We start from the raw sequence: 23,892 nt of genomic DNA on the forward strand, positions 1-23,892 counted from the left end.
TTATACGTACAATTGAATGATTTATACACAGATATTCATTGAATCACTTTTATGCCACCTTTTTATATCAATTTCGATTACTAAATAGGTAGCACAATAGTATCAATCTGCCCACGTCACTATTTGGTGTTCCGACAGGCACTTATCGTACGTTACGCATTTTTGTTGCACCAGATCTTACTGTCACGGTAAAGCTTGTGGTGACATCAAGCTTTACCATGACATCCAACTTTACCGTGAGATAAAAACTGGCTGCACATAAAACGTTACCGTCAGGTCAGGCAACCAGGCGAATTTTACTGCCACGCCCTTCGGTTTCGACATCAAGACGCAACGCAATCTGTTCTTTGAGCTCAGTAACATGGGAGATGATCCCGATTGTGCGCCCCCCTGTTGCAAGTCAACTAAGGTCTGAATCGCCAGATCGAGTGATTCCGGATCCAGGCTGCCGAACCCTTCATCGATAAACAGCGTATCGAGACGAATACCACCGCTATAAGACTGCACTACATCAGACAAACCCAGTGCCAGCGAGAGTGCCGCCATAAAAGATTCCCCCCCGACAACGTCGCCACATCGCGTGCTTTTGAGGTATAGCCATCTTCAACCATCAAATCAAGGCCGGAACCGGCGTTACCTTTGGCGCGCTCTTCTTTTCGCTTTAACAGATAGCGACCCTTACTCATTTTTTGCAAACGTTGTGATGCTTGGATCAATACATCATCCAGCAGCACCCCGAGCACGAAACGGTGCAGACTAACTTTGGCACCGGTACGACCGTTGGCGATGTCGCTCAAGGTACCGTAAACCTGATACTCTTTTTCAAGCTGAGCATTTTTCTCATACAGCTTAGCCAGTTTTTGTTCCACTTGCTTGAGGCTGTCCATGCGTGAACGTAATTCGGCCAGACGGTTAAAGCTGTCAGTCACCACTTGTTGCTGTTCGGCAAGCGCTTTTTCGGTCAGCTCTGGTTGTGGCTGCTGTTTATCGGCCACAATCTGAGTGACACTCTCCAGTTTGCCACGCAGTGTCGCCAGCCCTTCATCATACAGACGAATCTGCTCATCAATGAGCGATAAAGCCTTATCATCCAAACGGGCTGACAGGTAAGCGGCACTGTCCGCGAAGCGGGTTTCAGCCAGCGACTGTTGCCACTGCTGCTCGCTACGTACATGCTCTTTGTGCCAGGAGTCGAGCAGCTCTTTCGCACTGGTCAGCGAAGCCTGTGCCGATGAATGCTGATTTTGCGCCTCAGTTAACGCTGTACGCGCTTGTAATTCAGCATCCGTCAGCACTTTTATCTGCTTTTGCACTTCACTGTATTTTTGTCTGACCTGATCAACATGACTGAATTCGGAGGTAATGTCCCGCTGCAGATCATCCACCCGGGTCTGAGCCTCTGTCACTGCCTTGTCACACGCCTGCTTGGCGGACAGTCTGGACTCTAAGTCCAGCTTCGCTTGCTGAGATTGAACTTCCAGTGCACTAAGCTGCTGCTCAATCTGCGCCGGATTGATGGCCGATAAACGGGTGATTTCATCGTTGAGTGTTTGTTGCTGACGCTGTAATTCGTCTAACTGCGGCAAGGATTTTTGCTCAATCTCAGCGGCCAGTTGTTGTAAGTCCTCTTGCACATGCTGGCAGTCACTCTCCAGTACCTGCTGCGCTTTATACCGCTCAATTTCAGCGTGACTGGCCAGTTGCTGCTGCTCACGGGCAGACTGAACCTGCTCTTTGGTGACAACGTCACCTGAAAATTGCGCTAATTGCGGATGAGCGTCACTGCCGCACACCGGACAGGCGTCTCCCGGCTGGAGCAGGCGCGCCAGTTCAGCGGCCTGATTGGTGTGCCAGACATATTCCAGCTTATCAGCCTGCTGCTTTGCCGCCAGTGTCTGCTGCTGCGCCTGCTGATAAATGTCACTCGCTTGCTTGAGCTGCCGTGTTTTAACGTTGAGTTGCTCAGTCAGCTTTTGCTGACTTAAGCGGCGCTCAATCTGGTCATTAACGGTAAGCAGCGAATGGCGCTTACCATCCAGCGTCGCGATCTGCTGCAGTGCCGTCTCGCGTTCAGTTCGCTTGAGCTGAATCTGACTATCCAGCTGTTGCACCCGCTGCTCCGCCTGTTGCAGAGCCAGAGTCGTCGTCTTTAGCGTATCACCCGCCGATTTCAGCTGTTTAACCTGTTCGTCGAGCGCCGCAAATTTTTTGCCGGTCATCTCCAGCTGATGTAATTGGGCCGACAAAGCTTCCGTTTGTGCGTAGCGGTTCACACTAAGATGGTGTTGTTCCTGTGCCTGGTTAAGGCGTATTTGCGCCTTACTCAACTGTTCCGTTTTTGCTGTCAATGCAGTGTGCGCTTCAGCGCTCTGCTTTTGTGCGGTGATCCACTCGTTGTAGGGTAAATCAAGGCGAGACGCCTGTTGCGCCTGCTGACGTTTCTGACGCAACTGGTCGATTTCTGTTTGCTTGGCAACCTGCACCTTTAACTGCGCATCAAGCTGGCTTTTCTCTGCAAATTTGCTTTGCAGTTCCAGTGCCGCACTGTGTTGCTGCTTCAAATCGTCCCGCAATTTGAGCTGAGCCTGATAATGTTGCTCAGCTTCAGTGAGCTGCGGCGACAAGGTGTTTTTCTCTGCCTGCAGCTCCTCTTCGCTACTGACAGAGACCACATCCAACGCGCCTTTGATCTGGTTATCAAACTCATCTTTTTCTTTGCGAATACCCGCAGCGCGTTCAAACAGGGCTTTTTCAATCTGGGTATAAATATGGGTTTGAAACAGTTGACCGAAGATCTGCTCCCGATCTTTGGAGTTAGCAATCAACAATTCACGAAACTTACCCTGCGGGATCACCATCACCTGACGGAACTGTTTTACATCCAGACCAATCAGTTCAACCATAGCTTTAGCAACCGGATTCGGCCGGTTGGCGATCAGCTTTTCTTCACCGTCACTCCACTCACACAAGGTGGCGGAATGAGCTTTCTTGGTGGTGCCCTCGCCGCGTTTTTTCGGTACTTCCTGATCCGGACTGCGAGTCACCACAAACTGACGACCATTTAGTTCAAAGCGAAATTCGATTTCGGTTAACAGTTCGGGATCAGCATAATCACAACGCATCTGATCGCCGGTTCGCTCACTGCCCGTCGTCTCACCGTAAAGGGCGTAACAGATAGCATCCAGAATCGAACTTTTACCGGCCCCGGTCGGACCATTAATCAGAAACAACGGCGCGTGACCAAGCTCGGTAAAATCAACGACCTGGCGGGTTGCAAACGGGCCAAAACCTTGGATTGTTAATTGAATCGGACGCATGATTTAGTGTTGCTCCGCCTGTTTAATCGATTGAATCACATCTGACATAACTTGTTCTTGTTCACTGCTGAGCGGAGATTGTTTCGCTTCTAAGAAGAAATCGCGGAACATGTCCATTTCGCCTCTCGCCAGGCGAGCACGACCCATTTCCTGGTCAACCCCGATCAACATGCCCGGCTTCTCCAGATGCAGGACATTCGGATACACTTTGCGCAGTTTCTCCATCGGGTCGAGAATGGCGTGTTTGTCTTGCAATCGCACCAGCAGATAATCGTGGTTATTCGGATCGGTTTTGCCCTGTTCAATCAGCTGTTCAAGCTCACCCTCAACGATACGCATGCCATGCGGGCAAGGTAAATCGATATGTTGTGCGCTGACAAATCCATCCTGATTCAATTCAACCAGAGTGACGCCTTTCTTCTGATGTTGCTCGGAGAAACTGTATTTCATCAGCGAGCCAGAATAACGAATGAACTCTTCACCTTTCATTTGCGGCTGATGCAAATGCCCCAGCGCCACATAGTCAAACGGCAAAAAGTGCTGATGATCGACCCGGTCAGAGCCGCCAATTGACAGCGGACGTTCCGATTCCGATTCCATCGCACCGTCAACGAAACAGTGACTGATCAAAACGTGACGTTGTGACGCATCAAACTGTTCTGTGATGCGCTGACACAGCAACTGGTGTGCTTCATCATGAGTCGCAACCGGCTGCTGATAATGATAACGCACCAGCTCAGGATCGTTATAAGGCATGCCGTAAAAGGCCACCTCACCAGCTTCATCAGAGCGCAGTACGACCGGTTCGAGCATCTGGTCAAAATCACTAATGATATGCAGTCCGGAACCTTTCATCTGGCGCGCGGCAAACCCGAGACGTTTGGCGCCGTCATGGTTACCGGGAATCATAATTACCGGCGTGTCGAGTTCGTGACAAATACGCGACACGACCTGGTCCAGTAGCTCAATCGCCATCGTCGGCGGTACTGAACGGTCGTAGATGTCACCAGCAACCACCAGCGCATGCACCGGGTTTTCGGTCAGGTATTGGATAAGATGATCAAGAACAGCGCGTTGGTCTTCGAGAAGAGACACGTTATGGAACTGGCGTCCCAGGTGCCAATCAGAGGTATGCAGAAACTTCATTCCCAGCCTGTTGAACGAATAGTTATGAGTGTTTTGAAACTATGATACTCGTTTTGCCAGGAATTGCGATGTGAGAAGGAAAAAGATCGAGCCAGATTCCACCGATTGATACCAATCAGTCAACAATTAGCCGGTAGTGCCCATTAAGGCATTAGCGGCTAATTTAGTTACTTACGGATCAGGCTTATCAAGTCGTTCCCATTAGGCTCAGGAGCGCACTTTTAAACGACGTGGTATCAGCTCAACACCTGACTGATAACGTTTGGCGGAAGCGTTGAGTGCCAGAGCCAGCGCACTGTCCGCGATCAACTCAAACTGCTGAGGCAGCGAGTTCACTTTCGTCGGAATAAAATCAAGCAAACGGTTATCACCAAAAGTAGCCAGACGGATCGTTTTCATGAGTTCCGGATGCATTAACAACACGTCAAGAATCCCTTCTAACAAGGTATAAGATGTGGTCACTACCGCATCCGGCACACTGCTCTCGGCAACCCAGCGCTCAAACACCTCCCGGCCGTCATCACGATGGAAGTGCTGACCATAGTCAACCTTGACGTCAATCCCCTTCTCTTTCAGTGCCGATTCAAAACCCAACTGACGCTCCTGGGAAATATTCAGCTCCGGTAACGCACCGATAAGGCCAACCGATTTCACCGATTTATCCAACAAGGATTCGGTCAGCTCAAAAGCGGCGCCGAAGTCTTCGCTGATCACGCAGGCAAAGTACTCGTCGTCTAAAGGACGGTCTATGGCGATGACCGGGGTGCCGCTTTTCTGAATGTTAAGATAGAAGCTATTGGCGTCCGGCATGGTACTGGCCACGAACAAGGCTTCAATCCGGCGCGACACCAAGGCATCCGCCACGCTCATTTCTGTCTCTGGATTATCATCTGAACAGGCAATCAGAATTTGATATCCCGCTTTACGCGAATTCTGCTCCAGCAGTTTGGCCAGACGAGCGTAACTGGTGTTCTCTAAATCAGGGATGATCAAGCCGAAGGAGCGACTGCTTCCGGCACGCAGTGCCGAGGCCGCATGATCCGGACGGTAGTTGTGTTCATCAACCACGGCCATCACTTTCTGCTGGGTTTTCTCACTAATTCGGTATTTATGTGCTTTACCGTTGATCACATAACTTGCGGTTGTTTTGGAGACGCCCGCCAACTTGGCCACTTCATCTAGTGTCATATCAACTACTCTGTAATGTGCGTATGATCATAGAAATAACTTTCCGATCCTTGATGAAGTTGAATTATACGCTGAATCGATTCAGTATTGAAGCTGAAAGGATTCAGCAAAGTCTCAAATTGATAGCCAACTCGTGTTTTTTGGACTAAACCTTAAAACAAGCAAACGATGATTTCGCCAATCGACGATTTTGCTGAATTTTTTAAAACTTAAAGCTGAAACGATTCAGCTCATCGATAAAGCAGGGTAAATCCTTGCGCCGCACCTGAGGTGCGGTGACAACAAAAAAGCCACTCGCTGGCTGGAAAGGGGCCAAACATGCTGCAACTTACTACTCAAGACATTCAACTGGAACAAGCACAGGCCAACAAGCTGGATGCGATTCGTTCTATTGCTGCCGACCTGACTGCCAAAGGTCTGGTTGATGAAGGCTATGTTGAAGGTATGCTGAACCGCGAAGCGCAAAACTCAACTTTTTTGGGTAACGGCATCGCAATTCCTCACGGAACCACAGATACACGCGACCTGGTGAAACAAACCGGTGTTGCTGTTCACCACTTTCCTGCCGGCGTTGACTGGGGCGACGGTAACACGGTTTACGTTGCTATCGGTATCGCGGCTAAATCGGACGAGCACCTGGGTATTCTCAAACAACTCACCAAAGTGTTGTCAGCCGATGGTGTTGAACAAAAACTGAAAGAAGCCAAAGCAGAGAAAGACATCATCGCCCTGCTGAACGGCGAAGTTCAGTTTGATGCCGATTTCGATGCGTCACTGATTCAACTGCAATTCCCGGCCAGCGACATGATTCAGATGAGTGCCGTCGCCGGCGGCCTGCTAAAGAACACAGGCTGTGCAGAAGCTGAATTTGTCGCAGACTTAGTCACTAAAGAGCCGACTCACCTGGGTAAAGGCCTGTGGTTAATCAGCAGCGATAAAAACGTCAAACGCACCGGTATGTCATTTGTTTCAACTGCCAATGACTGTGAACACAACGGCGTTAAGGTCAAAGCGTTGATCGCATTTGCCGCTTGCAACAGCGCGCACGAGGCGTTCCTCGCTAAGATCTCTGAGCTGATATTTGCCCAACAGCAAGACAAACTGCTTAATGCCGACGCACAAGCCTTGGTCAATCTGTTTACTCAGGGTGAAGAAGAAACCCAGGCTCCTGCTGCTGACGGTAACGTAGCGGTCTTCAAAATCAGAAACTCACACGGCCTGCACGCACGTCCTGGCGCAATGCTGGTTGCTGAAGCGAAGAAATTTGAATCCAGCATCAAGGTATCCAATCTGGATGGTGACGGCAAAGTTGTGAACGCGAAAAGCCTGATGAAAGTTATCGCGCTGGGCGTCAAACACGGTCACCAACTGCAGTTTACTGCCGAAGGCCCTGATGCATCGCAAGCTCTGGAATCTATCGGTGCAGCGATCAACGCTGGCCTGGGTGAAGGTTAAGGAGCGCGATATGACCAATAAAGTTGTCACCATTACGCTTAACCCGGCGCTCGATCTGACCGGCAGCCTGAGCACGTTAAATGTTGGCTCAGTCAGCCTGGTCAAAGAAGGCAATTTGCATGCTGCTGGTAAAGGCGTCAACGTGGCGAAAGTACTGAGTGACTTAGGTGCCGACGTGACGGTTACCGGCTTTCTGGGCCGTGATAACCAGGAAATGTTCTGCCAGTTGTTTGCTGACATGGGCGCAACAGACAAGTTTGTCCGCATCGACGGCGCAACCCGCATCAACGTAAAGCTGGTTGAGGCCAACGGCGAAGTCAGCGACGTCAACTTCCCGGGCATTCAGGTTTCGCCGGCAAACATTGCAGAGTTTGAAGCCACCCTACTGGCACTGGCCGAAGATCATGAATTTTTCGTACTGGCTGGCAGCCTGCCAACGGGCGTGTCACCGGAGCTGTGTGCGTCCTGGATCGAAAAACTGCACAGCCTGGGCAAAAAAGTGCTGTTCGACAGCAGCCGTGACGCACTGGCCGCCGGCCTGAATGCCCAGCCTTGGCTGATCAAACCTAATGATGAAGAGCTGTCTCAGTTTGTCGGACGCGAATTAACCTCACCGGCACAATGCCGCGAGGCCGCCCAACAACTGGCTGACAAAGGCATTGAGAACATCGTTGTATCCATGGGTGCCGAAGGCACCATGTGGCTGAATAACGGTGAATGGCTGCACGCCCAGCCGCCACGTATGAATGTGGTCAGCACAGTCGGTGCCGGTGATACGCTGGTGGCCGGACTTTGCTGGGGCCACATGCAAGAGATGGATAAACAACCACTGATTACGTTTGCTACTGCCCTTTCCGCCCTTGCGGTCACGCAGGTTGGTGTCGGCGTACCAGACATTGAGCAATTAAACACCCTACAACAACAAATCCAATTACAACCGGTTAGCGCAGAAACTAACCAATAAGGACAGAAGGTCGCATCTATGAATATTGCCATTATTACTGCATGCCCAAGCGGCGTTGCAAATAGCATTATCGCTGCTGGTCTACTTGAACAAGCGGCGAAATCACTAAACTGGACGGCCAGTGTTGAGTGCCACTCATCCGTTCTGGCGGGTAAAACCCTGACTGACGCTGAAATCAACGCAGCCGAGGTGGTGATTGTTGCTACAAACACTCCGGTTGATACCACACGCTTCGTGGGTAAAAAAGTTTACCAGAGCGAAATCTCCGCCCTTACCGCTGATCCGGTTGCTTACCTGAAAGCGGCAACCGAACAAGCGACTGAACTGTCAGCCGCTGCCGCAACCACTTTTACTGCGCCTGTAGCCGCAGCCACAGACGGCGTGAAAAAAGTCGTTGCTGTGACTGCGTGCCCGACTGGTGTTGCACACACCTTTATGGCAGCTGAAGCACTGGAAGAAGAAGGCAAACGTCGTGGTTACCAGATCAAAGTGGAAACCCGTGGCTCAGTCGGTGCAGGTAACGCTCTGACTGAACAAGACATCGCCGATGCGGATCTGGTTATCATCGCGGCTGACATTGAAGTACCGCTGGAGCGTTTCAACGGTAAAAAAATGTACCGGACCAAAACCGGCCCTGCGCTGAAGAAAACATCAGAAGAGATGGATAAAGCGATCGCTCAGGGTTCAGTGTACCAACATTCAGGTGCTGCGCAGAAATCCGGTGCAGAAACGGAAGAGAAGAAAGGCGTCTACAAGCATCTGATGACCGGTGTATCTCACATGCTGCCAGTGGTGGTCGCCGGTGGTCTGATCATCGCGCTGTCGTTTGTATTTGGTATTGAAGCATTTAAAGAAGAAGGCACTCTGGCTGCGGCTCTGATGTCTATCGGCGGCGGCTCTGCATTCGCTCTGATGATTCCGGTGCTGGCGGGCTACATCGCGTTCTCTATCGCTGACCGTCCGGGTCTGGCCCCTGGTCTAATCGGTGGTATGCTGGCAAGCTCAATCGGCTCAGGCTTCCTGGGTGGTATCGCAGCGGGTTTCATTGCCGGTTACTCAGCAAAATTCATTGCCGATAAAGTCGCCCTGCCTGCTTCAATGGCAGCACTAAAACCGATTCTGATCATTCCATTCGTTGCCAGCTTAATCACTGGCCTGGTGATGATTTACATCGTTGGTGGCCCGGTTGCCGGCATCATGTCAGCAATGACTGAATTCCTTAACAACATGGGTTCGGCCAACGCGGTTCTGCTGGGTGTTATCCTGGGCGCTATGATGTGTTTCGACCTGGGTGGTCCGATTAACAAAGCTGCGTACACCTTCGGTGTTGGTCTGCTGGCATCGCAAACTTATGCGCCAATGGCCGCTATCATGGCAGCAGGTATGGTACCGGCTCTGGGTATGGGTCTGGCAACATTCCTGGCAAAAGACAAGTTTGAACAAGGTGAGCGTGAAGCAGGTAAAGCATCATTCGTACTGGGCCTGTGCTTCATCTCTGAAGGTGCGATTCCATTCGCAGCGAAAGACCCGATGCGTGTTATCCCGTCTTGTATGATTGGTGGTGCACTGACTGGTGCCCTGTCGATGCTGTTTGGTGCAAAACTGATGGCGCCACACGGCGGTCTGTTTGTACTGCTGATTCCTAACGCTATCACTCCGGTACTGATGTACCTGGTTGCTATCGCGGTAGGTACTGTCGTGACAGGTGTCAGCTACGCATTCCTGAAATCACGTGCACAGAGCAAACAAGCTGTGACCGCATAAGTTACGCAAGTAGTAAGTTACTCAAGTAGTAAATTACGAAAGTAATAAATTGCGAAAGCAAATTGGAGCTAACTACCGATCTTGGCTCCCCTCGTAAAGTCCCCCGTGACTCTTGCCAGTGAGTGTATTCTCACTGGCTTTTTTATATGACTTTCGATTCAGGCTGTTGAATCGCAGCCAAAGTAAAAGCCAGCATGTGCTGGCTTTTTGTTAATTACCTGGATAAGGATCGTATCCGGAAGATGTTCATTCCTCGAGGATAATCAGTCCTTTTTGTGCTTTTCCTGCACGTATTTACGACCAACATCGACCACAGCCACATCTTTGAAGAAACTGCGTCCCAGTAGCAGCGGATAACTCAGATGAGTACGGTCTGCCAGCGTAAACTCGGTCTGCTCTTTCACGTCACCAATTTGAATCCAGGACAGGATGACCGGACGGCGGTGAGTGGTGTCTGAGGTCGACTGGCGGATCTTAACCCAACGCTCAACCGGTACACTCATTTCTTCACTTTTAATCCCTTCGTGCTCGATACGAAACTTAACCCAGTCTTTGCCGTCGCGTTCAAACGGTTCAATATCCACCGCACTAATCGACGAGGTGGTCGCCCCAGTATCAACCCGGGCACGGAAATTCTCTTTTACACCAGGGACATAAACCCACTCCTGAGAGCCAAGAATCAGTTTGCCATCCGATGTTTTGGTGGCTTTGAGCACAACTGTGTCTTGTTTTGGCGTGTTGCTATCCTTTGCACTATTATTCGCTTCCTGCGAGTTTGTAGGTTGTTCAACTTGAGTCGCGGCTTCCTTATCTGCCGGAGACGAGGCACAAGCCACGATACCGCCACTAAGCATTAAAGGAATCAGGATTTTCCATTGTTGTTTCATGCATTCACCTAATCAACTTGCTGGATCTCTGTTTAAAAACGGGTGCTCTAACTTTATGAGACGTTAACAATCGCATCTGCCACGTAAGGAATATCTTTCTCTGTCAGACCGGCGATATTGATACGACCATCGCCAACTCCATAAATTCCATACTCTTCACGTAAACGTGTCATTTGCTCCGGAGCGAAGCCTAACACAGTAAACATCCCTTTGTGACTTTTGATGAAATCAAATTGTGCCGTATTGTGTTGATTTCTCAACTCATTGCATAAGGTTTGACGAAGGTTTAACAAACGCTGTTGCATCTCTGACAGCTCTTGTTTCCATAAAGCGGTCAACGTTTGGTCCTGCAGCACGGTCTTCACCAGCGCTGCACCGTGGTCAGGCGGCATGGTGTACGTGGAACGTGCCAGGGTCAGTAACTTACCTTTTGCATTGGCGGCTTCACGGGCATTTTTGCCCATCACGATCGCCACACCGGTGCGTTCACGGTACAGGCCAAAGTTCTTCGAACACGATGCCGTAACCAGCATTTCTTCTACCTGATCTGCCATATAACGCAGGCCTTGTGCGTCTTGTTCCAGTCCGTCACCAAAACCCTGGTAAGCAATATCGACAAAAGGAGTGAAACCATTTTTCAACGCCAGTTCGGTAATGGCCTGCCAAGCCGCGAAATCGATATCAGCACCGGTCGGGTTATGACAGCAGCCATGCAGCAAAACGACATCCTTTGGCCCTGCCTTGGATAAATCGGCCAGCATGCGCTCGGTATCCACCATTTTGCTGTCGCGACTGAAGTAAGAATAGAATTTCACGGTCAGACCCGCCGCTTCCATTACTGGCTTGTGGTTAACATAGCTCGGGTCAGTCAGCCAAATGGTACTGCCCGGCTGGGCAACCTGAATCAGATCGCCCAGCATACGCAGCGCGCCGCTGGCGCCAGGGGTCTGAATCGCAATAGTACGCTCAAGTTGGGCAGCCTCACCCATCACCAGATTCAGCATGCCACGATTGAACTCTTCACACCCGGCAAGGCCGACATAAGATTTGCTGGTCTGAGTCGCGACCACGATATCCTGAGCCTGTTTTACAGCCTGCATAATTGGCGTAACGCCAGCGCTGTTTTTGTAAACGCCGATACCAAGATCGACTTTTTTCCGGACGAGGATCGTTACGATAAGCAACGGAGAGAGAAAGAATGGGATCTAAAACTGGTGTTGGTAATTGGGATAACATGAAAGCCACAACCCTTTGAAATTCATATGTGGCTTTCAGTAAACACCAATCAGGCTCAAACCGAAAGGGATTTTTGCTGTGCCAGCCTGCTCGTGCAGGGTTTACGGCAGCAATGACAACATCCGGCCCTGTCAGGCACTTGTCGCCTTTCGAATACCTGTATTATGCCTGTTGAAGAACGGCTTAGAGTGCAAAGCGATGAATTACCTGGTTACTACTGCCACGCCACTCGAGTGCCGGGTCGGCCAGCGCTTGCTCAAACTTACCGTCAATCAGCACATCCACCAGCCTGACGATGTCGCGCTGAGCGTCCGTCAGCTCACTCAGTTGATAGCCACTCCATAGCCAGATGTCTTTATCCGGGCACTCGGCACGCACTCGCTTTACCAGTTTGAGCACCCCGCTCAGATTCGCCGGGTGCAGCGGATCGCCCCCCGACAAGGACAAGCCGCGCCGATAAATACGGCTGTCATTCAAATCAGCAATGATTTGGTCTGCGAGTTGCGGCGTGAACAGATGACCAGAGTCCAAACGCCAGGTACTCTGATTGTAACAGCCGCGACACTGATGTTCGCAGCCGGAAACAAACAGTGTGCAGCGTGTTCCCGGCCCGTTGACCACATCGACCGGATAATATTGCTGATAATTCATGGTTGGCTCGTGTGCATCATAAGTGCTTCACCCGGCGTTTGACCTCTTCCTGCTTACCGAAGTTAAACGGACGCGCATCCGGGCTGCCAAGATAGCCGCACACACGGCGTGTAACCGATACCTTACTGGAGTCGTGATTACCGCATTTCGGGCAGGTAAATCCTTTACTGGTACAATCAAACTCACCGCTGAAGCCACATTCGTAGCACTCATCAATCGGTGTATTAGTCCCGTAATAAGGCACCCGGCTGTAACTGTAATCCCAGACATTTTCCAGTGCTTCTACATTGCGCTGCATATTCGGGAACTCGCCGTAACAGATAAATCCGCCGTTCGATACATCCGGATACGGCATTTCAAAATCAATCTTGTCGTACGGATTGACCTTCTTTTCGACATCGAGATGAAAACTATTGGTGTAGTAGCCTTTGTCTGTGACGCCCTCAATCACGCCAAACTCGGTGGCGTCAATCCGGCAAAAACGGCTACACAGGTTTTCGCTTGGTGTGCCATACAGGCTGAACGCATAACCGGTTTCCGCTTTCCAGCAATCGACCGCTTCACGCAGCTTAGCGATGATTTTCACCGCCTGCTCACGCAGTTCATTGCTGTCATAAACATGCTGCTGCGCGCCAAACAGGGCATTAATGGTTTCGTGCACGCCGATGTAACCAAGCGAAATCGACGCGCGGCCGTTTTTGAAGATGTCGGCAATGGAATCATTGGCTTTCAGCCTTACGCCACAGGCCCCTTCCATGTATAAGATCGGCGCCACACGGGCTTTAACGTTCTCCAGACGGTGAATTCGCGTTTCCAGCGCGCGGCGTGCCAGCTTGAGCTTTTCATCCAGCAACTGGTAAAAGCGCTCGAGATTACCTTCAGCCTTGAGCGCAATGCGCGGCAGGTTGAGGCTGACCACTCCGAGGTTATTGCGCCCTTCGTGAATTAACTCGCCGTTTTCTTCATAGGTATTAAGGAAACTGCGACAGCCCATCGGCGTTTTGAATGAGCCGGTTACTTCCACCACTTTGTCGTAGTTGAGGATATCCGGATACATGCGTTTCGACGCACATTCCAGCGCCAGTTGTTTGATGTCGTAGTTAGGGTCCCCGACGCGATGGTTAAGGCCGTCTTTAATCGCGAACACCAGCTTCGGAAAGACCGCGGTTTTGTGGTTCTTGCCCAAGCCGGCAATCCGGTTTTTCAGAATCGAGGTCTGGATCAGGCGTGATTCCCAACTGGTTCCCAGGCCAAAGCCCAGTGTCACGAACGGCGTTTGTCCGTTGGCGGTATGCAGAGTATTCACTTCATATTCGAGCGATTGAAAGGCATCAAAACACTCTTTCTCGGTGCGCGCTTTAGCAAACGCACGCGGGTCGTGAATGTCCCACTCACGTGCAACATTAAGGTGTTTGAGGTAACTGGCCGTGACATAGGGTGCCAGCACTTCATCAATGCGGTTGATAGTCGTGCCACCGTAAATATGGCTCGCAACCTGAGCAATGATCTGGGCAGTAACCGCGGTGGCAGTAGAGATGGATTTCGGTGTATCAATCTCCGCATTCCCCATCTTGAAACCGTGAGTCAGCATGCCCTGCAGATCAATCAGCATGCAGTTAAACATCGGGAAGAACGGTGCGTAGTCCAGGTCGTGATAATGCAGATCGCCCTCTTCATGGGCCTGCACCACATCGCGTGGCAGAATACGGGTTTTGGCATAATGCTTGGCGACAATACCGGCCAGCAGGTCACGCTGGGTCGGGATCACCTTACCATCTTTATTGGCGTTTTCATTGAGTAAGTCGGCGTTGCTCTCCTGAATCAAACCTTCAATTTCGTGCGTCAGCTTACTTTGCTTTTCACGCGCAATATCGCGGTCATGGCGGTATTCAATGTATGAACGAGCTAATGCTTTATATGGGCCTTGCATTAGCTCGTTCTCTACCAGAGTCTGGATCTCGGCAATGTGAACTTCTTGGTGCTCTTTCAGCTTCAGCTCGACGGCCAGCGCCACATTAAGCGCGTATATAGCCATTTCACTGCTGACTTCTTGTGCAGCGCTTTCTACTGCAGACTGGATACGATCACGGCTAAACGGGGCTTTGGAGCCGTCACGCTTGATTACGACAGGTTTCACTTTTTCTCCTTACCCAGCATACTCACAGAGTTATCTGCAAATACACCATATTGGGTCAACCTAGCGACCAACAACACTATATATAGTGCGGTATTAAACGAGATGCCCTACATATCCGTATTGATTTGGATCAAGCAAAATCCGTCTATGAGCAGAAACAAATCGATCTGTAGAACCGATCGCAAAGAGAGAAAAAAACCGCTAAGAAAGCAAATTTATGCCCCCTTGCGTGACTTTTATGTGAAACACTCAACGTATCATTCTTCCGATAACCGACCGATATGAGACTAAAACTTGTCACATCACGCCTGCTGGCACTGATATTGTTGGGATCCTCAGTAACCGCTCAGGCCGAAAATACCGTGATCAGCAGCTGGAATCTGGAGTGGCTGACGCTTAACCCGGCCGTTTCTGCCAATCGTGGTAAACGAACCGCGCAGGATCTCGACGCTCTGGCCGGCCATTTTTCACGACTCAACAGCGACGTGGTTGCCTTTCAGGAAGTCGACAGTGCGCAAGCGATGCAGCGCATCGCCGGTAATCATTACCAGATAGTCATGTCGGATCGCAGCCTGGCTCGCAATCAGAAGCGTCAGTTTTCAGATAGCAATCAATACACCGGATTTGCAATACGCCGTGGTGTGCCGTTTGCCGATCCGGCCGATATCGACCTGACGCCACAGCAACACAACAAATTACGCTTTGCTACTTATATCGTGCTGTATCCAGACAGCAAACAGCCGCTGCATGTTCTTAATGTGCACCTCAAAGCCGGTTGCAGCGGCAAGTTTTCCGCATCGAACCGCAGTTGCCGCACCGTACGGCAGCAGGGCGAAGCGCTCAATCAATGGTTGAGCGCCCGAGCAGGGCTCCAACAAAGTTACCTGATCGTCGGTGATTTCAACCACAACCTGGCCTATCAGGGTGACTGGCTTTGGCAGGAAATCGGAGCCGGGCTACCACAAGCACCACAACTGACCACCAGGCAAACGCGCGCAGAGTGCAAAGTGCGCTCACGTAACCAAACCAACAAGCTGCATCAGTTCCGCTCACTGATCGATCACGTCATCGCCAGCCCGGATCTTGCGCTACCGCAACCACAACAGATCACGTTTGACCCGCCGCTGGTCCTGACATACAAGCTCAGTGATCACTGTCCGGTGCGGGCGGTGTTAACCCGCTAAGTCGCAAATGAGCTAACCCTCAGCATCGCAACAAACTGAGCGACGAGATACTAAAGTGAAAAAAAGCCCCGCCAGAATGGCGGGGCAGACACAAGTAAAAGAAGTGTACTCTGTTTTTATGATTTATCGTGTCAACGCTTGCGTCATTCGGTCTTATCGTTAACGGCGGGTACCAAGCGTTTTCTCATCACTACATAGTATAGAACCGGAATAACCAACAAGGTTAATATTGTTGAAATAAAAATTCCGAAAATCAGACTGATAGCCAAGCCATTAAAGATAGGATCGTCGAGTATAAACATCGCGCCGATCATCGCAGCCAATGCAGTGAGCATGATGGGCTTGGCCCGTACGGCCGCTGACTGTATGACAGCTTCGCCAAACTCTGCCCCTGGCTGCACTGCACTGATTTCTAATAACATCTGCCCCTGACTGACATGATCGTTGACATCCGCATCAACAAAGCGTAACGAGGTTAGCGGGCTGCGTTTTACTCTATCGAGCATTTTTGGCCCATATAAATACATTACCTGCTCCGAGTCCGGCCAGCATGGCGATAAAAAATCCCCACACATCAGCGTTTCCGAGCGCCAGACTTGCCAATGCCGGGCCCGGGCAGACTCCCGCCAAGCCCCAGCCGAGACCAAACAGTGCGGCGCCGCCGATTAAACGGCCATCGATCTGGAGCGAACTCGCCAGACTAAACTGCTGCGCATTCACCGGCCGGCGACGGGGCCTGATCACCAAGAAATACGCCGGCATAAACACCAGCAAGGCGCCGCCCATCACAAACAGCAGGCTTGGGTCCCACGAAGTCTGAGCATCAAAAAGTGCCGCCACATTCAGAAATCCGATAACCTTAGCCGGGTCAGCCATACCGGAGATCACCATGCCAAGGCCAAACAGCAGGCCACAAACCAGAGACGTTAACCGAAACAATACGTTATTCATTTTTCTATCCTGCTCAGCCCGCTAAATCAGATGTAAACGCACAAAAACGGTCAGCACCGCAACCAGCATGAAAACAGCCGTGGCGACCAGTGAGCGACGCGACAGACGGCCGATGCCGCAAATACCATGGCCGCTGGTACAGCCATTGCCCAAGCGGGTTCCTAAACCGACCAGTAGACCGGCCGCGGCCAGAAGTCCTCCGTTCGGCGGATAGTCGATAACCAGATTATCCGACAGCGTCAGAGCACCGAGTACCCCGCCGGCGACAACCCCTGCCGCAAACAGCATCCGCCACGAAAAATCGCCCCGCTCAGGCTTGATCAGTCCTGAGAGAATCCCGCTGATACCGGCGATTTTACCGTTCATCAGGAGTAATAAAGTGGCAGAAATACCGAGTAACATGCCTCCCAACAGAGACGCCCATGGTATGGAAAATGTCATATTGTCCTCTTATTCCAATGAGTTGCTCACGCGCCGCAAAAAATGTGCTGCAGGCTACCGATCAACTGTGCAACCCGGCCATCGGCCAGGGAGTAAAACACTTGTTGTGATTCTTTACGGGCTTTGATCAGTTGATGCGTTCTCAGCAGCGTTAAATGCTGTGAGAATGCCGACTGACTGAGTGATGAATTTTTCTGAAGTTGCCCGACACCAATCTCACCCTGCGTCAGTTGGCACAACACCATCAAGCGCTCCGGGTGCGCCATAATGCGCAGCAGCTCAGAGACTTCCGGCGCACTGGATTTCATCTGCTCTATATCAACCATTGCCATCACTCCCCCTCAAAGAGACCAATCTCAAAACCACTTAAATCAGATAATACTAATAAATATAAATTAGTCAAAACTTATTTAGATAAAACAATATTAGACTTACCTAAATAATAGTTCTATAGTAACAACAGTTTATTGACGGAGGAAACGGTCATGACAGTCGACAATGGCGTTCGAGTAGTGGCAGGGGCAATGGTGTTACTCTCTGTAATATTAACCACACTGGTGCATCCTAATTTCATCTGGTTAACCGCATTTATCGGTGCAAACCTTATACAAAGTGCTTACACAGGCATCTGTCCGGCAGCTTACGTGCTGAAAAAGCTTGGTTTTAAATAGTACGCCCAGTGTAAACTGTCAGTTGGGCTAAAAATTGGAGTGAAATGATGACTAAAATTGTGATTATCGGCGGCGTCGCGGGCGGTGCATCGGCCGCAGCCCGTGCGCGCCGTTTAAGTGAAGAAGCACAGATCATCATGTTTGAACGCGGCGAGTTTGTTTCATTCGCCAACTGTGGCTTGCCTTACCATATCGGCGGCGATATTCAGGACAGAAGCAAACTGCTGCTGCAAACCCCAGAAAGCTTCCTGGCACGCTTTAATGTCGATGTGCGGGTGATGAATGAAGTCATTGCCATCAACCGCCAGGACAAAACAGTGACAGTAAAAAACCTGCTCGATGACAGTGAATACACAGAAAGCTACGACTTTCTGCTGCTCAGCCCGGGGGCAGCCGCGGTAGTACCCCCCAATTCCGGGCATCAATAACCCGCTGACCCATTCACTGCGTAACATTCCGGATATGGATCGCATCATTAAAACCCTGCAGATGAACAAACCAGAGCACGCGACCGTGGTCGGAGGCGGCTTCATCGGCCTGGAGATGATGGAAGCATTCCAGCAACTGGGCATTAAAACGACCCTGCTTGAGATGGCTGACCAGGTGATGACACCGGTCGACCGTGAGATGGCCGGTTTTGTCCATGCTGAAATCCGTGACCAAGGCATCGACCTCAAACTGGGCACCGCACTCAGCGCGGTCGAGTACGTGCCGAATGACCACATCGCCAGCTTTGGTGCGGGCGAAAGCGATGAACACCAACACCTTGAAGGTGAGCTGAAATTGTCTCTCAGCAATGGTGAAACCCTGACCACAGATATTCTAATCATGGCCATCGGTGTCAAACCGGAAACTCGCCTGGCGCAGCTAGCAGGGCTGGAAATCGGTCAGTTGGGCGGCATCAAAATCAATGCCATGATGCAGACCAGCGATCCGAGTATCTACGCCGTCGGCGATGCAGTCGAAGAAACGGATTTCGTGACCGGCCAACCGACTCTGGTTCCCCTCGCCGGTCCTGCCAACCGTCAGGGCCGTATGGCCGCCGACAACATGTTGGGACGCAGCGAAAGCTATCAGGGCACACAAGGCACCGCAATTTGTAAAGTATTCGACCTGGCGGTCGCTTCCACCGGCAAAAATGAGAAGCAGCTTAAACGTGACGGTATCACTTATGAAAAAGTGTATGTCCACACCGCGAGCCACGCCAGCTACTACCCTGGCGCAGAAACCGTGTCACTCAAGCTGCTGTTTGATCCGCAAAACGGCAAAATTTTCGGCGCTCAGGCGGTCGGTAAAGATGGCGTGGATAAACGCATTGATATTCTCGCGGTCGCCCAGCGCGCCGGGATGACCGTCGAGCAACTGCAACATCTGGAACTGACCTACGCGCCACCTTACGGCAGCGCAAAAGATGTCATCAACCAGGCCGCCTTTGTTGCCACCAACCTGATGAAAGGTGACGGCAAAGCGATTCATTTTGATGAAATCGACAACCTGACTGGAAGATCAATTGCTGCTGGATGTGCGCAATCCGGGCGAACTGAGCAACGTCGGCTATCTTCCGGGCGCGGTCAATATCCCGGTCGACCAGCTGCGCCAGCGCATGCACGAATTGCCGAAAGATAAAGAGATCATCATCTATTGTCAGGTCGGCCTGCGCGGCAACGTGGCTTACCGCCAACTGGTGAATAACGGTTACCAAGCGCGCAACCTGATTGGCGGTTACCGCACCTATAAGTTTGCCACTGCCTGATCAGTAGTCCTGCAAATACAAAAATGCCAGCGTTCGCGCTGGCATTTTTAATCCAGACAAACAACCTCAGCTGGCATCGGCCCCGGCACTGCCAGCTTGAGCCACTGATACAGCAGATCGATGTTTTGCCGTTTAGCGCTGCCTTTCGGCCACACCAGATAATAACTTTCCCCGGTAGATACCGCCTCCCTAAATGGCAATGTCAGCAGCCCCGCTTCAATCGCTTTCAGGCTGAGTAACAAATCACCGACTGAGATTCCGTGACCACTGATGGCGGCCAGATTGCCTTGCTCGAGTGTGTCAAACACCTTGCCTTGATTGAGATTGAGAGATTTAACCTGACCGGTACGGGCAATCCAGCGCCGCCAGTCACGGCGGTCCGTGGTCGGGTGAATCAGTTCGCAACGGGTCAGATCCTGCTGCGCTGCAGTGAGTAGATCCGGAGCACAAACCGGGATTAACCATTCAGCGAACAGCGGCAGACATTCGGTATTGGCGCCAAAACTGCCCTGACCGAGCAAAATCGCGCAATCATAAGGTTCACGGACAAAATCAACCGTGTCGACATCCATCCACACACTGGCAGTTTCAATCATCGGCGCAGAGTGCTGCGCACGAAAACGACTCAGCACATCCAGCAGCCAGCTCATGGTCAGTGTAGACGGCGCTTTCAGGCGCAGCTTGCGATTGTTGTGACCAAAGTGATAACAGGCATTTTCCAGGCTCTGGAATCCTTCAGCCAGTTGGGTTGCCAGCGTATTACCAGCCGGTGTGATGGTGACTTTCGGGCCGTGACGCTGAAACAGCTCATATTCAAACCACTCTTCCAGTGTGCGCACGTGGCGGCTGACCGCGCCTGGCGTTACGTTGAGCAGTTGTGCAGCTTTAGAAAACGAGCCTAAACGGGCTGCCGCTTCAAATGCGCGCAGCGCGTACAGTGGAGGTAAGGTCACTGCAATCATCCATTGTGAGTTTAACTCACAATAATATACAGATTTTTCCGTTTTTCACCAATGGACTGATTGAGGATAATCAGCCCATTAATTCCCAAGCCGATTAGTACTCACACTTGATAATCGTGAGTGCTGCTCATACAGATGTGCTCATAAAAAGTACGCCCGGCCCGATTCAGTCACAGGAAACCACGCCCGATGAACCTTTCTTTGCTCGCCAGTTACAGCCTGGCCGTGTTGCTTTTAATTCTCAGCCCCGGCCCTGTAGTGGCTTTAATCACCTCTACCGCGGCACGTCATGGTCAGCGCAAAGCATTTATGACCATGCTTGGCACCAATGGCGCGTCACTGCTGTTGCTGACCACCGCGGTATTAATGCTGGCTGGCGTGGTTCATTTGTCTCCCGCTTACCTGTACTTACTGGGTATTCTCGGCTCGCTGTACATTGGCTATACCGCCATCAGTGACTTGCTGGCAATGATAGACAATGCAGGCGCCCGGAACGCAGCAGCCACACATCCGGCCAGGCAAAACGCTCACCGTAGCGGCTTGGTCAAAGGCTTTGTGATTGGCATTGCGAACCCGAAAGACATCCTGTTTTTTGTCTCGTTTTTTCCACAGTTCATTGCCGTGACACACAATTTCTCCACCAGCGTGATGACGCTGTCAGCAATCTGGGTGCTGTTTGATCTGACCATTCTGTCGCTGTATATCATCGGCGCAAAATGGTGGACGCAAGCCTTCAGCTCACGCTGGATTGAAGGGTTATGTGCCGGGTTCTTATTGCTGGTGGCTGGCGGCGGCGTGATATATAACTCGCAGCAGTTACTCGGGTGATGGAATTTACACAGGTGATAGTATTCGCCGGGCAGATTACAGGCGTTACCTGAGCCTAAAACCTAAAAATTCGTCCTGAGTCCTGAATTTGCCGTTCTAGGATAAATGAGCTGTATCCTTCCCATCGGTCTACAGGGCAAGCATGAGATAAAGTGATACCGACAGGGCTTAACTCGATTAATAAGATTTCATATTGAAAATATTTCTAGGCTGGTACCAAGCCCTAAGAACTTGGAGCACGTTTTGCTGGTACTATTTCACTCAACCTCTCTATCCATTCTGTACAAAAATCCAGATATGCTCGTACCAGTGATGAAGGATGTTTATGATGGGCATAAACTCAGTGGGCGGGGAGCTTCTGCATAGCGATACCGGGTAAAACTTGTATAAGCTCACCGCTTTCCAGCCATGGTCTGGCTGAAAAATGCATGTATTCCCAAGCAGACTATTCCCAAGCACCAGTAACGCCTTTTTGACATCTTCTGTCTAGTAAAGAATCTTTCCCCGATTGCTGCAGCCAACTCACACAAACAGAATATAATCCTGTAAAATTCCCACTAAAACTATCAGGACTTTATATTTTGAGATATAACGCTTTCAACTCTTTACAGCAAATACACTACCTTTTGCATATGAACACTGATTTGAGGTAACACATGTCCATTTCACTCAAAAAAGAGCTCAGATTCGAGCAAAAAACCTTTGTCATTACCGCTCCATTTTTTCTGCTTACTTTTGTTTACATTGTTGGTTTTGGCTTTGAATGGACAGATTTGATAATCAATATTGGCTTAACCGTACTGATTGGCGTGTTAAACAAGCCAAAGTTTCGCCATATCATCTCGTACCTGCTGTATGGATATGTGGCGCTTCATATCGATCAATCCTCTGGCCTGACCATGCTTCATTTCGAGGTGTTTATCCTGCTTGGGATGATGCTTTTGTTTAATGACTGGCTAATGGTTCTGAATAATCTGATTGCTGCTGCCATTCATCACTTGCTGTTTTTCTGGCTGCAGAATAATGGCTTCCCTGTTTATATTTTTGAGCCCGACGCACCGTTTATGATGGTGATTGAGCATTGTCTTTTTGCTACTCTTCAAGCCTCTGTATCTATGTACGGCTGCTATACACGAAGCCTGAGTATCAAACGCCTTGATTACGTTGAGGAAAAAATAAAAGAAATCGTACAAAAAGATAACCTCAACTTAAAAGTCACACTTCGGTCAGACGATGATTTTTGTCGAAAATTCAACCTGATAATCGAGAAGTTTCAAGAGACTACCGCACTCAACAAACAAACTATCAGTGATCTGCAATCGCTGACACATAACTTCATTGCTACGACCCACAGTATCAGTGATGAGATACAAGAGAATCTCGCGCACACGCATCAAATGGCCAAAATGATGGATACCATAAATACGGCGGTTGCGCAGGTCGACACTAATAGTAATCAGTGCAATGAAAATATTACGCTATCAACCAAGATGAATCATGAGATGTCGGATATTTCATCCGATACCGTCAATGCAGCGTCCCACCTGGCAGAAAAAATTGCCGATACTGGGCAAAATATTACCCGGGTTGCGGCAGACATCAGTAACATCCATAGCATTCTGCAAACGATTAACGATATTTCAGAACAAACCAATCTTTTGGCGCTGAATGCTTCTATTGAAGCTGCGCGTGCCGGAGAAGCAGGAAGAGGATTTGCGGTGGTCGCCGATGAGGTGAGGAACCTGTCACTAAGAACCAATACCAGCGTCGAACAAATTGGCAAGACGCTGACGGCACTTGATAAAAACATTAAGTCATCGACTGAGAGTATGCAAAGTGTCGAAGACTATTCCGCCGCACTTCAAGCACAAGCGGAGAAAATCCATACCATTGTCGCCGAAAATAACGCTAATATGGGTGAGACTGCGGCGATGATGAACGAAATCACAACCGCCCTTTCCCAGCAAAGTTTAAGTATTGAAAATGCCCATATGAATATGGCTAAAGTAGGTCAATCTGCTGAAAAAATGGCATTAAGTGCAAAACAGCAACAAGATGCGACCAATAAACTCCAAGTATCAACGCAGACTCTCGGCGAGTTGAGCAGGCAGTTTGTGATTTGAGCGGCTTTTACTCTGTGATTGTATTGAGTAGCCCCAAACTAAGCTGGGGCTATTTCATTCAGGTTCAACGGTCAGTTAATGTCAGCCCGTGCTCTCATACATCAACTCGTCCGTTGTCTGGTATCTGGTATTCCGTATTTATCCGCAGGCCATACCAGATGAAAAAGAGTGTATAACCATTCACTTCTTGATCAACTTCGCTAAATCAGCAAACGGTTTGCAGGTCATGCCCTG

16 protein-coding genes and 4 pseudogenes are annotated in these 23,892 nt (G+C 50.3%); 8 read left to right on the forward strand and 12 right to left on the reverse strand.

All coding sequences use genetic code 11. From position 1 onward, the window contains the following. Window positions 1-277: 277 nt before the first annotated feature. From KNV97_RS01745 to cra, 3 genes and pseudogenes are all read right to left on the reverse strand, one after another. A pseudogene (locus tag KNV97_RS01745) lies at window positions 278-3,317 on the reverse strand (AAA family ATPase). 3 nt (window positions 3,318-3,320) lie between these two features. After that, complete coding sequence (locus KNV97_RS01750; RefSeq protein WP_136485657.1) at window positions 3,321-4,463, reverse strand: exonuclease SbcCD subunit D; 1,143 nt, start codon at window positions 4,461-4,463, stop codon at window positions 3,321-3,323. 207 nt (window positions 4,464-4,670) lie between these two features. Further along, window positions 4,671-5,651: a catabolite repressor/activator gene (gene cra / locus KNV97_RS01755; protein WP_136485655.1), complete on the reverse strand. Its 981-nt coding sequence runs from the start codon at window positions 5,649-5,651 to the stop codon at window positions 4,671-4,673. A 318-nt stretch (window positions 5,652-5,969) separates the two neighbouring features. Between cra and fruB the strand changes: the two genes are divergently transcribed. The 3 genes from fruB to fruA are packed head-to-tail and all read left to right on the forward strand — an operon-like array spanning window position 5,970 to window position 9,834. Beyond that, on the forward strand, window positions 5,970-7,106 hold the full coding sequence (gene fruB, locus KNV97_RS01760; protein WP_218561958.1) for a fused PTS fructose transporter subunit IIA/HPr protein: 1,137 nt from the start codon (window positions 5,970-5,972) through the stop codon (window positions 7,104-7,106). 10 nt (window positions 7,107-7,116) lie between these two features. Then, entirely contained in the window at window positions 7,117-8,070 is a 954-nt protein-coding gene (gene pfkB, locus KNV97_RS01765; protein ID WP_218561959.1) for a 1-phosphofructokinase, read from the forward strand. An 18-nt stretch (window positions 8,071-8,088) separates the two neighbouring features. After that, window positions 8,089-9,834 carry a PTS fructose transporter subunit IIBC gene (gene fruA, locus KNV97_RS01770; RefSeq protein WP_218561960.1) on the forward strand — a complete coding sequence of 582 codons (1,746 nt, stop codon included), beginning with the start codon at window positions 8,089-8,091 and terminating at the stop codon, window positions 9,832-9,834. A gap of 263 nt (window positions 9,835-10,097) precedes the next feature. Here the strand turns inward: fruA and KNV97_RS01775 are convergent, their stop codons facing one another. The 4 genes and pseudogenes from KNV97_RS01775 to nrdD form a co-directional block, all read right to left on the reverse strand. Next, window positions 10,098-10,721, reverse strand: a complete 624-nt coding sequence (locus KNV97_RS01775; RefSeq protein ID WP_136485647.1) for an ATP-dependent zinc protease family protein — start codon at window positions 10,719-10,721, stop codon at window positions 10,098-10,100. A gap of 53 nt (window positions 10,722-10,774) precedes the next feature. After that, window positions 10,775-11,957 (reverse strand): annotated as a pseudogene (locus KNV97_RS01780) (amino acid aminotransferase). Between the two features lie 183 nt (window positions 11,958-12,140). After that, window positions 12,141-12,608, reverse strand: a complete 468-nt coding sequence (gene nrdG, locus KNV97_RS01785; RefSeq protein WP_136485643.1) for an anaerobic ribonucleoside-triphosphate reductase-activating protein — start codon at window positions 12,606-12,608, stop codon at window positions 12,141-12,143. A 16-nt stretch (window positions 12,609-12,624) separates the two neighbouring features. Beyond that, window positions 12,625-14,745, reverse strand: a complete 2,121-nt coding sequence (nrdD, locus tag KNV97_RS01790) for an anaerobic ribonucleoside-triphosphate reductase (protein ID WP_218561961.1) — start codon at window positions 14,743-14,745, stop codon at window positions 12,625-12,627. A gap of 281 nt (window positions 14,746-15,026) precedes the next feature. On the opposite strand from nrdD, the gene KNV97_RS01795 reads away from it, so the two are divergent. Then, window positions 15,027-15,929 carry an endonuclease/exonuclease/phosphatase family protein gene (locus tag KNV97_RS01795; protein ID WP_218561962.1) on the forward strand — a complete coding sequence of 301 codons (903 nt, stop codon included), beginning with the start codon at window positions 15,027-15,029 and terminating at the stop codon, window positions 15,927-15,929. 143 nt (window positions 15,930-16,072) lie between these two features. Here the strand turns inward: KNV97_RS01795 and KNV97_RS01800 are convergent. The 4 genes and pseudogenes from KNV97_RS01800 to KNV97_RS01815 all read right to left on the reverse strand — a co-directional run. Then, window positions 16,073-16,315: pseudogene (locus tag KNV97_RS01800) on the reverse strand (efflux RND transporter permease subunit); the annotation flags it as partial. Between the two features lie 109 nt (window positions 16,316-16,424). Continuing rightward, the gene (locus tag KNV97_RS01805) at window positions 16,425-16,880 is read right to left on the reverse strand and encodes a YeeE/YedE family protein (protein ID WP_218561963.1); all 456 of its coding nucleotides are present in this window, start codon (window positions 16,878-16,880) and stop codon (window positions 16,425-16,427) included. Window positions 16,881-16,901: 21 nt separating this feature from the next. Further along, window positions 16,902-17,321: a YeeE/YedE family protein gene (locus tag KNV97_RS01810; protein WP_218561964.1), complete on the reverse strand. Its 420-nt coding sequence runs from the start codon at window positions 17,319-17,321 to the stop codon at window positions 16,902-16,904. Window positions 17,322-17,347: 26 nt separating this feature from the next. Continuing rightward, the gene (locus KNV97_RS01815) at window positions 17,348-17,653 is read right to left on the reverse strand and encodes an ArsR/SmtB family transcription factor (RefSeq protein WP_218561965.1); all 306 of its coding nucleotides are present in this window, start codon (window positions 17,651-17,653) and stop codon (window positions 17,348-17,350) included. A gap of 153 nt (window positions 17,654-17,806) precedes the next feature. Here KNV97_RS01815 and KNV97_RS01820 point away from each other — a divergent pair, with 153 nt between their 5' ends. Together KNV97_RS01820 and KNV97_RS01825 are read left to right on the forward strand one after the other, a co-directional pair. Then, a complete protein-coding gene (locus KNV97_RS01820; RefSeq protein WP_218561966.1) occupies window positions 17,807-17,992 on the forward strand; it encodes a YgaP family membrane protein in 186 nt (61 codons plus the stop codon). A gap of 47 nt (window positions 17,993-18,039) precedes the next feature. Then, a pseudogene (locus KNV97_RS01825) lies at window positions 18,040-19,745 on the forward strand (FAD-dependent oxidoreductase). Between the two features lie 47 nt (window positions 19,746-19,792). On the opposite strand, the gene KNV97_RS01830 reads toward KNV97_RS01825, so the two are convergent. Next, complete coding sequence (locus KNV97_RS01830; protein ID WP_218561967.1) at window positions 19,793-20,698, reverse strand: LysR substrate-binding domain-containing protein; 906 nt, start codon at window positions 20,696-20,698, stop codon at window positions 19,793-19,795. Between the two features lie 198 nt (window positions 20,699-20,896). Here KNV97_RS01830 and KNV97_RS01835 point away from each other — a divergent pair, with 198 nt between their 5' ends. Further along, window positions 20,897-21,535, forward strand: coding sequence for a LysE family translocator (locus KNV97_RS01835; protein ID WP_218561968.1), 639 nt, complete (start codon window positions 20,897-20,899; stop codon window positions 21,533-21,535). Between the two features lie 656 nt (window positions 21,536-22,191). Then, window positions 22,192-23,658 (forward strand): methyl-accepting chemotaxis protein, encoded by a 1,467-nt coding sequence (locus KNV97_RS01840; RefSeq protein WP_218561969.1) that lies wholly within the window; start codon window positions 22,192-22,194, stop codon window positions 23,656-23,658. Window positions 23,659-23,892 lie beyond the last annotated feature (234 nt).

The organism is Vibrio ostreae (assembly GCF_019226825.1).
In the GTDB taxonomy this organism is placed as follows: domain Bacteria; phylum Pseudomonadota; class Gammaproteobacteria; order Enterobacterales; family Vibrionaceae; genus Vibrio; species Vibrio ostreae.